Below are 9,137 nucleotides of genomic sequence, written 5' to 3'. Positions count from 1 at the left end.
GGAGTACGGGCGGCGGCGGACGGCTTCGGTTAGCTTGCCGCCTTCTTCGTAACCGACGTAGCCCGGAGGGGCACCGATGAGGCGGCTCACGGCGTGCTTTTCCATGAACTCGCTCATGTCGATGCGAACCATCGCGCTGTCGTCATCGAACAGGAAGCCGGCAAGTGCCTTAGTCAACTCGGTCTTGCCGACGCCCGTCGGCCCGAGGAACAGGAAGGAGCCGAGCGGACGGTTCGGGTCCTGCAGACCGGCACGTGCACGGCGCACGGCGCGGGAAACGGCGGCGACCGCATGCTTTTCCATGAACTCGCTCATGTCGATGCGGACCATCGCGCTGTCGTCGTCGAACAGGAAGCCGGCGAGCGCCTTGGTGAGCTCGGTCTTGCCGACGCCGGTCGGGCCGAGGAACAGGAACGAGCCCAACGGCCGGTTCGGATCCTGCAGGCCGGCGCGAGCACGGCGAACCGCGCGGCTGACAGCGGCAACCGCATCGGCCTGGCCGATCACACGCGACCCGATCACCTCTTCCATGCGCATCAACTTCTCGCGCTCGCCCTGCAGCATCCGCTCGACCGGAATCCCGGTCCAGCGTGCGACCACGCCGGCGATATCCTCGGCGGTGACTTCCTCGCGCACCATCGCGCCTTTGGCGGCGCCCTCAGCCTCGGCGAGTTGCTTTTCGAGGCCCGGAATCGTGCCGTAGGAAAGCTCGCCCGCCTTGGCGAGATCGCCGTTGCGCTGCGCCTGATCGAGCGCGGTGCGCGCTGCATCGAGCTGCGCCTTGATCACCGTCTCGGCGTTCATCTTCTCCTTTTCGGCCTGCCAGCGCGTGGTCAGCACAGCCGACTGCTCCTCGAGATCGGCAAGGTCGCGCTCGAGATTGACGAGCCGATCCTTGGAGGCTTCGTCGGTTTCCTTGGACAAGGCCTCGCGCTCAATCTTGAGCCGGATGATGCGGCGATCTAGGCTCTCGATCTCCTCGGGCTTGCTCTCGACCTCCATCCGCAACCGCGACGCGGCCTCGTCCATCAGGTCGATTGCCTTGTCCGGCAGGAAGCGGTCGGTGATGTAGCGGTTGGAAAGCGTCGCCGCCGCAACCAGCGCGCCGTCGGCGATACGCACGCCATGGTGCAGCTCGTATTTCTCCTTGAGCCCGCGCAGGATCGAGATCGTATCCTCGACCGTCGGCTCGCCCACGAACACCGGCTGGAAGCGCCGCTGCAACGCCGGGTCCTTCTCCACATACTTCCGATATTCATCGAGCGTGGTCGCGCCGATGCAATGCAGCTCGCCGCGGGCCAAAGCTGGCTTGAGCAGATTGCCGGCGTCCATCGCGCCTTCGCTCTTTCCGGCGCCGACGAGCGTGTGCATTTCGTCGATGAACAGCAGGATATGGCCGTCGGCCTCCCGCACCTCGTCGAGCACGCCTTTCAGCCGCTCTTCGAACTCGCCGCGATATTTGGCGCCCGCGATCAGGCTGCCCATGTCGAGCGCCATCAATTTGCGGTCCTTGAGACCATCCGGCACGTCGCCATTGGCGATGCGTAGCGCGAGGCCCTCGGCGATCGCCGTCTTGCCGGTACCGGGCTCGCCGATCAGGACGGGATTGTTCTTGGTGCGCCGCGCCAGGATCTGGATCGTGCGGCGGATTTCCTCGTCGCGGCCAATCACGGGGTCGAGCTTGCCCTCGCGCGCCGCTTCGGTGAGATCGCGCGCGAACTTCTTGAGCGCGTCATAACGATCCTCGGCTGAAGCCGTGTCGGCGCTCCGCCCGCCGCGCAGATCGTTGATGGCGGTGTTCAAAGCCTCAGGCTTTACGCCGGCAGCCTGCAGCGCCTTGCCCGCGGGCGTGTTGAGCGCCAGCGACAGCGCGACCAGCATCCGCTCGACTGTGACGTAGCTGTCGCCGGCCTTCTGCGCGATCTGCTCGGCCTGATCGAGGACGCGGACGAGATCATTGTTGAGGCCCGGCGTCTGCTGTGCCCCGCCGCCCGAGACGGTGGGAATCTTGGACAGTGCCAGGTCGGTTTCGGTGAGCGCTTTCTTGGCGTCGCCGCCGGCCTTGGCAATCAAACCTGACGCCATGCCCTGCTCGTCTTCGAGCAAGGCCTTGAGCAGATGCTCAGGCGCAATCTGCTGGTGGCTGTTGCGGATCGCGACCGTCTGCGCCGCCTGCAGGAAACCCTTGGCGCGGTCGGTGAACTTTTCGAGATTCATGCACTCTCCCTCTTCCGCCGCGATATGGTGTGATATTTCCGCAACACAAGCCGTCGCTTGATCTTTATCCCGTCAGCCGCGAAGGCGCGACCCTGGCAAGGAGATTGGCATGGCCGACGTCGACGGCAAGTGGAACTGTACGGTTGAGAGCCCGATGGGCGAACAGGAATTCGTTTTGACCGTTAACAGCAATGGCGACAGCTTCACCGGGTCGGCCGAGGGCGGAATCGGCAGCAAGGACATTCCCGAGGGCTCGGTCGACGGCAACACGCTCAGCTGGACGATGCAGATTTCCAAGCCGATGCCGGTCACGCTCACCTGCAAGGCGACCGTCACGGGTGACAGCCTCGAAGGCAAGGTCAAGGCCGGCATCTTCGGCAGCTTCCCGATCATGGGCATGCGCGCCTAGACCTTGATCGATCCAGGCTGCGTCTGGGTCGTGAATCAAGGTCTCAACCATTTGAATAGAGCCTGATTCACGTCATCTGTGGAAGCGCGCAGCGCTTCCACAGATGACGATCAGGCTCTAGCCTAGACAGAGTCATTACGCAGGCGGATAGTGCGCTCCTTCATATCTGAGGAAATGCGCATGATCCGGGCGGCACTTTGTCTTGCGGCAGGAACGGCTTTGGCCAGCGGCGCTTTGGCCGCGCCGCCCGCGTACAACGAAACCCCCGCCACGCTCGTCACGTCGATGCAAAGCTGGGATTATGACCGGCGGCTGGTCGACATCCCGATGCGCGACGGGGTCAAGCTGCACGCCGTCATCCTGACCCCCAAGGGCGCCAAGGACGCGCCGATCCTGCTCACGCGCACGCCCTACGATGCCGAGGCGCTGAGCGGGAACCTCCCGAGCGGCAATATGGCCGGCGCGCTCGACGGCTATGACAATGCCGCCGATATCATCGTCGCCGGCGGCTACATCCGCGTGATCGAGGATATCCGCGGCAAATATCATTCCGAAGGCACCTACGTGATGAACCGGCCGCTGACGGGCGGCGGGCTCAATCCCACCAAGGTCGACGACGCGACCGACACGTACGATACGATCGACTGGCTGGTGAAGCATCTGCCGCAGTCGAACGGCAAGGTCGGCACGCTCGGCATTTCCTATGACGGGTTCGAGCCGCTGATGGCTTTGGTCAATCCGCATCCGGCGCTCAAGGTGTCGGTGCCGATGAACCCGATGGTCGACGGCTGGCGCGGCGACGACTGGTTCCACAATGGCGCGTTCCGCCAGATGAACATCGACTATATCTGGGAACAGGTCGGCACGCGCGATCAGCCGGCGATCGCCAAATTCTGGTGGCGCAGCGCGGACCTCTACGACGATTTCCTGCGCGCAGGCTCCGCCGGCGAACTTGGCCGGATCCACGCCATGGATCAGATCGGCTTCTGGAAGAAGCTGACCGAGCATCCCGCCTACGATCAGTTCTGGCAGAGCCAGGCGATGGACCGGATCATAGCCGACCAGCCGCTCAAGGTGCCGGTGATGCTGGTCGCGTCGCTATGGGATCAGGAAGACATTTACGGCGCGCCCGCAGTCTACAAACTGCTCAAGCCCAAGGACACAAGCGGCGACATGGTCTTCCTGTCGTTCGGACCCTGGTATCACGGGCAGGAGATCGATGACGGCAACCGCACCGGCAATATCCAATGGGATCAGGACGCCGCCAAATGGTGGCGCTGGCACGTCTTGGCGCCCTTCCTTGCCCATTATCTCAAGGGCACGCCAATGGACGTCGCGCCGGTCACCGCTTTCCAGTCGGGCACCAACCAGTGGCAGCGGTTGAACGGCTGGCCGGCAGCGCCGGCAAACGCGAAACTCTATCTCAAGCCCGGCATGGGCCTGGGTTTCGACCCCGCATCCGGCGCGGCGGCGACCGCCGATTATGTCTCCGATCCGACGCACCCCGTCACCTTCGTGTCGCGCCCCATCCGGCCGGTGAGCTACGAGGATGATCATTGGAAGGCATGGCTCACCACCGATCAACGCAACGCCTCGACGCGGCCCGACGTGCTGACCTTCACATCCAACGTGCTGACCGCGCCGGTGACGATCAGCGGACAGCCGATCGTCCATCTCAACGCCGCCACGAGCGGAACCGACAGCGACTGGGTGGTCAAGCTGATCGACGTCTATCCCGATCAGGTACCGATCGATCGCACGATGGGCGGCTATCAATTCGCGGTGGCGATGGACATCTTCCGGGGTCGCTATCGGGAATCGTTGAGCGATCCCAAGCCGCTGACGCCCAATGCCGCGCTCGATTACAGTTTCGGCCTGCCGCAAGCCAACCACGTCTTCCTGCCCGGCCATCGCATCATGGTGCAGATCCAGTCGAGCTGGTTCCCGCTTTACGACCGCAATCCGCAGACGTTCGTGCCCAACATCTTCTTCGCCAAGCCCGCCGATTATGTCGCGGCAACGCAGAAGGTGACCGTCGCCGGCGCGAACGAAAGCTATATCGAGCTGCCGGTCGTCCGCTGAGCCCATGCCGTCGGGATTGCCTGCGATCGAGGAAGCGCGGTCGGCTGCCGACTTTGCCGGTTTCGGTGAAGTTTGCCGCGCCTATGTCGATTGGTGCCGCGAACGCTATCGCGAGATGCCATGGTTCGTCGCGGAAGTGTTCGGCTATCAGGCGCTCGACGAGGAATTGAAGATGCTGGTGGCCAAATATGGGCCGCCCAACGGCCGCACCATGATCGCCCGGATCGACGAGCAAATTGTCGCGGGCGGCGCCTACAAGACGCTCTCGGCCGATATTTGTGAGCTCAAGCGCCTGTTCGTCGGAGAAAACGCGCGCGGATTGGGGCTGGGTCGCAAACTGCTGGATACGCTGATCGCGTCCGCCAAAGCGGACGGTTTCGCCGCGATGCGGCTCGATACCGGCCATCTGATGAAGGAAGCGATCGCGCTGTACAGAGCGGCCGGCTTCGAACCAATCGCGCCCTATCTGACCTATCCCGCCCGGCTGATGCCGTACCTCATCTTCATGGAGAAAAGGCTCTAACCGATCTTGGTGACGTGCCCCATCTTGCGGCCCGGCTTGACATGGGTCTTGCCGTAGAGGTGGAGGTGCGCCTTCGGATCGGCCAGGATGTGCGGCCAGCTTTCGACCTCGTTGCCGATCAGGTTGCGCATCTCGGTATGTTTGCCCGTCAGCTCGGTCGAACCGAGCGGGAGGCCACAGATCGCCCGGATGTGGTTTTCGAATTGCGAGGTCACCGATCCTTCGATCGTCCAATGACCCGAATTGTGAACACGCGGCGCCATCTCATTGAAAACTGGGCCTTCGCTGCTGGCGAAGAACTCGCAGGCGAGCACACCGACATAATCGAGCGCGCCGGCGATCCGCGCCGCCAGCGCCGCCGCTTCGTCCGCCTGCCGGGCAACGATGCCTTTCGGCGGCACGGTCGAGATATCGAGGATGCCGTCCTTGTGGACGTTGGTGATGGCATCCCATTGCACGACCGAACCATCCAATCCGCGCGCGAGCAGGATCGAGAATTCGGCGTCGAAGCTGATCATCTTTTCAAGCACGGCGGGCTGCTTGCCGATCAAGGTCCAGGCGGTTTCGGCGCGGCCGGTTTCGGTGATACGCGCCTGGCCCTTGCCGTCATAGCCGAAGCGCCGCGTCTTCAGGATGGCGGGCGCGCCGATCATCTTGCACGCGTCCTTCAAATCCTTGAGGCTGTCGACCGGCCAGAACGGGGCGGGCCGACCGCCGACCGCCTCGACGAAGCTCTTCTCGGCGACACGGTCCTGCGCGACTTCCAGCGCCCTTACCGACGGACGGACGCCAGGCAGGCCGCGTAGCGCCTCCACCTCGACATTCTCGAATTCGTAGGTGACGACGTCGACCTGCGCGGCGAAGGCCGCGACGGCCGCCTTGTCGTCATAGGCGCCGTGCGTCCAACGCGCGGACACTTCGCTCGCGGGGCCGCTCATGCCCGGCGCGTAGATGTGCGTGCGGTACCCCAGATTGGCGGCCGCGATCGCGAGCATGCGGCCCAGCTGGCCGCCGCCCAAGATACCGATTGTCGAACCCGGCATGACGCTCATTCGGGGGCTTCGTCCACCGCCTCGGTCTGGCGCGCGCGCCAGTCGGCGACCTTCCCGGCGAGTTCGGCATCGGACAACGCCAATATCTGCGCCGCGAGCAGGCCCGCATTGATCGCGCCCGCCTTGCCGATCGCGAGCGTACCGACCGGAACGCCGCCCGGCATCTGTACGATCGAGAGCAAGCTATCGAGGCCGGAAAGCGCCGCCGACTGTACCGGCACGCCCAGCACAGGAAGCGTGGTCATCGACGCGGCCATGCCCGGCAGATGCGCCGCCCCGCCCGCGCCCGCGATCAGGACCTTGAGGCCGCGCCCGGCCGCACCCTGCGCATAATCGTACAGCCGCTGCGGCGTGCGGTGCGCGGAGACGACCTTGCTCTCGTGCGCGACGCCGAGCGCCTCCAGCATCTGCGCGGCATGCTGCATCGTCGCCCAGTCCGAGCGGCTGCCCATGATGATGCCGACGAGGGGCTGCGTCATCGCTCAGCGCTCGTTGAGATAATAGCGGTCGGTCGCCGCGAGATTGCCGTCCAGCTGATAAACGATCGGCTGACCGGTCGGGATTTCGAGGCTGGCGATCTCGTCGTCGGAGATATGCGACAGATGTTTGACCAGGGACCGCAACGAATTGCCGTGCGCGGAGATCACGACGCGCTTGCCCGCCTTCAGTTCGGGCACGATCCGCGCCTCCCAGTAAGGCAGAACGCGCGCGATCGTGTCCTTCAGGCTTTCGGTGTTGGGAATATCGATCCCGGCATAACGGCGGTCGTTGGTCAGATCGAATTCGCTGCCACTTTCCTGCGCGGGCGGCGGAATGTCGAACGAGCGGCGCCAGATCTTCACCTGATCGTCGCCATGCAGCGCCGCCGTCTCGGCCTTGTTGAGGCCGGTCAGCCCGCCATAATGGCGCTCGTTGAGATGCCAGTCCTTCTCGACCGGCAACCACAGCCGCCCCATCGCTTCGAGCGCGAGGTTGAGCGTCTTGATCGCGCGGGTCTGCAGGCTGGTGAAGCAGAGATCGAAATCGAGCCCCTTGGCCGCCATCAGTTCGCCCGCGGTGCGCGCTTCCTCGATCCCGAGCTCGGTCAGGTTGACGTCCCACCAGCCGGTGAAGCGGTTCTCGAGGTTCCAGGTCGACTGGCCGTGGCGGATGAGGACAAGCGTCGGCATGAAGGTAGCGGCTTCCCTTTGTCGGTATGGCGAGCCCTGTAGCGGCCCGAAGCCAAAGCGTCACCCCCAAGGCGCACAGCGATCGCGCAGGGAACCTTCGCCCGCGCCCAAGCGCTTGAACATGCAGGATTTGGCCCGTCTGGCCGCTGCGTGGGGGTTCCCGATGATATTCCGTACCACTTTGCTCGCCTTCGCCTTTACCGTCGCAAGCCCCGTTTTGGCTTGGTCGGGCAGCACGCAGGCCGGCGATTATCGGATCACCGCCACGCTCGATAACGATGCCCACCTGCAAAGCGTCTCGCTCGCGCCGCAGTCCGGCTTGGCGAGTAAGCCAATGCAGCTTCATGCATGGTTCGTCGACAGCGAGGGGGCGATCCTCGCCCCTGCCCCGCTCGCCACGGCCAATGCCAGTGGCCGGACATTGGTGGCGCTGGGCAAGGGGGCAGCCGTTCCCGCGACCGCATCGGCGCTGGTCGTGCTCGCCCAGCCCGCTGGTTTGACCCGGACCGCGATGGCGGCGAGCCCGGCCGTGGTGGCGCAGATCGCGCTGCCCTGACCGTTCGCTGCGTCACCGGTTGCAACCTGAACCACACTGACGCACGTTCCCCTTCAAGAAGAAGGGGACCTCATGATCTTACAGCGCACCTTGCTGGGCGGCGTTGCCGCACTCGCTCTTGCCACCGCCGCGTACGCCCGACCGATGGATCAGAAAGCGGTCGAGGCTGCTTTCGACGCGGGCGTAAGTTCGGCCGATCAGCTCGAATGGCTGAAGGCGATGTCGTCGGCGCCCAATCATGTCAGTTCGCCGCACGACAAGGCCAATGCGGATTACATGCTCGGCCTGTTCAAATCCTGGGGCTGGGACGCGCATATCGAGACCTTTCAGGTCCTCTACCCCACTCCGATCTCGACCACGGTCGAGCTGATCGCGCCCGAGCATATCATGCTCGGCGGACAGGAACCGCCCGTGACCGGCGACGATACGTCGAGCGTCGCGGGCGCGCTGCCGCCTTATGTCGCCTATCAGGGCGACGGCGATGTCACCGCCGACCTGGTCTATGTCAATTTCGGCATGCCCGACGATTACAAGGCGCTCGCTCGGCGCGGGATCGACGTGAAGGGCAAGATCGTGATCGCGCGCTACGGCGTCGGCTGGCGCGGCCTGAAGCCACTGCTGGCGCAATGGCATGGTGCGGCGGGCTGCATCATCTATTCGGACCCCGCGCAGGACGGCTATGCGCGGGACGACGTCTATCCCAAGGGCGGGATGCGGCCGCCCTTCGCGGTCCAGCGCGGATCGGTGATGGATATGCCGATCTATCCCGGCGACCCGCTTACCCCCGGCATCGGCGCGACCGCAGACGCGAAACGGCTGACGCGCGCCGAAGCGACCACCATTCTCAAGATCCCGGTCCTGCCCATGTCCTATGCCGACGCGTCCAAATTGCTCGCGCATCTAGGCGGGCCGGCCGGTCCGGGCGGCTGGCAGGGCTCCTTGCCGTTCACCTATCACACCGGCGGCGACGGCCAGACCAAGGTTCATCTCGCGGTCAAATCGGATTGGTCGCTGAAACCGATCTACGACGTGATCGCGACGATCAAGGGCGCGACCCTGCCCGATCAATGGGTCGTGCGCGGCAATCATCATGACGGTTGGGTGATGGGCGCGGCTGATCCGCTCTCCG

9 protein-coding genes are annotated in these 9,137 nt (G+C 64.5%); 5 read left to right on the top strand and 4 right to left on the bottom strand.

What is annotated here, in order from left to right:
* Positions 1–2,217: AAA family ATPase (locus VK533_RS04960; protein ID WP_324375571.1), on the bottom strand; the 2,217-nt coding region annotated here is incomplete at its 3' end.
* A 109-nt stretch (positions 2,218–2,326) separates the two neighbouring features.
* Between VK533_RS04960 and VK533_RS04955 the strand changes: the two genes are divergently transcribed.
* The 3 genes from VK533_RS04955 to VK533_RS04945 all read left to right on the top strand — a co-directional run bounded on the left by VK533_RS04955 (position 2,327) and on the right by VK533_RS04945 (position 5,231).
* On the top strand, positions 2,327–2,626 hold the full coding sequence (locus VK533_RS04955) for a hypothetical protein (RefSeq protein WP_324375569.1): 300 nt from the start codon (positions 2,327–2,329) through the stop codon (positions 2,624–2,626).
* A gap of 180 nt (positions 2,627–2,806) precedes the next feature.
* Complete coding sequence (locus VK533_RS04950; protein ID WP_324375568.1) at positions 2,807–4,708, top strand: CocE/NonD family hydrolase; 1,902 nt, start codon at positions 2,807–2,809, stop codon at positions 4,706–4,708.
* A gap of 16 nt (positions 4,709–4,724) precedes the next feature.
* On the top strand, positions 4,725–5,231 hold the full coding sequence (locus tag VK533_RS04945; RefSeq protein WP_324375565.1) for a GNAT family N-acetyltransferase: 507 nt from the start codon (positions 4,725–4,727) through the stop codon (positions 5,229–5,231).
* Here VK533_RS04945 and VK533_RS04940 read toward each other — a convergent pair.
* The 3 genes from VK533_RS04940 to gpmA are packed head-to-tail and all read right to left on the bottom strand — an operon-like array spanning position 5,228 to position 7,452.
* Positions 5,228–6,283 carry a 5-(carboxyamino)imidazole ribonucleotide synthase gene (locus VK533_RS04940; protein ID WP_324375564.1) on the bottom strand — a complete coding sequence of 352 codons (1,056 nt, stop codon included), beginning with the start codon at positions 6,281–6,283 and terminating at the stop codon, positions 5,228–5,230. The genes VK533_RS04945 and VK533_RS04940 overlap by 4 nt on opposite strands.
* Positions 6,280–6,762 carry a 5-(carboxyamino)imidazole ribonucleotide mutase gene (gene purE, locus VK533_RS04935; RefSeq protein ID WP_324375562.1) on the bottom strand — a complete coding sequence of 161 codons (483 nt, stop codon included), beginning with the start codon at positions 6,760–6,762 and terminating at the stop codon, positions 6,280–6,282. The genes VK533_RS04940 and purE overlap by 4 nt, the downstream gene beginning before the upstream one ends.
* 3 nt (positions 6,763–6,765) lie before the next feature.
* Entirely contained in the window at positions 6,766–7,452 is a 687-nt protein-coding gene (gene gpmA, locus VK533_RS04930; RefSeq protein WP_324375560.1) for a 2,3-diphosphoglycerate-dependent phosphoglycerate mutase, read from the bottom strand.
* A 163-nt stretch (positions 7,453–7,615) separates the two neighbouring features.
* On the opposite strand from gpmA, the gene VK533_RS04925 reads away from it, so the two are divergent.
* Both VK533_RS04925 and VK533_RS04920 read left to right on the top strand, forming a co-directional pair.
* Positions 7,616–8,008: a hypothetical protein gene (locus VK533_RS04925; RefSeq protein ID WP_324375557.1), complete on the top strand. Its 393-nt coding sequence runs from the start codon at positions 7,616–7,618 to the stop codon at positions 8,006–8,008.
* A gap of 72 nt (positions 8,009–8,080) precedes the next feature.
* Positions 8,081–9,137: PA domain-containing protein (locus VK533_RS04920; RefSeq protein WP_324375556.1), on the top strand; the 1,057-nt coding region annotated here is incomplete at its 3' end.

It is taken from the genome of Sphingomonas sp., from assembly GCF_035317925.1.
Taxonomy (GTDB): domain Bacteria; phylum Pseudomonadota; class Alphaproteobacteria; order Sphingomonadales; family Sphingomonadaceae; genus Sphingomonas_I.
The sequence above is the reverse complement of the archived record's forward strand: the minus strand, read 5'-3'. Positions and strand labels throughout refer to the sequence as shown.

Bases quoted from the DNA above. Each gene is read 5' to 3' on its own strand.
- VK533_RS04955 (WP_324375569.1), top strand. From the start codon at position 2,327: ATGGCCGACGTCGACGGCAAGTGGAACTGTACGGTTGAGAGCCCGATG.
- VK533_RS04950 (WP_324375568.1), top strand. From the start codon at position 2,807: ATGATCCGGGCGGCACTTTGTCTTGCGGCAGGAACGGCTTTGGCCAGC.
- VK533_RS04940 (WP_324375564.1), bottom strand. From the start codon at position 6,283: ATGAGCGTCATGCCGGGTTCGACAATCGGTATCTTGGGCGGCGGCCAG.
- purE (WP_324375562.1), bottom strand. From the start codon at position 6,762: ATGACGCAGCCCCTCGTCGGCATCATCATGGGCAGCCGCTCGGACTGG.
- gpmA (WP_324375560.1), bottom strand. From the start codon at position 7,452: ATGCCGACGCTTGTCCTCATCCGCCACGGCCAGTCGACCTGGAACCTC.
- VK533_RS04925 (WP_324375557.1), top strand. From the start codon at position 7,616: ATGATATTCCGTACCACTTTGCTCGCCTTCGCCTTTACCGTCGCAAGC.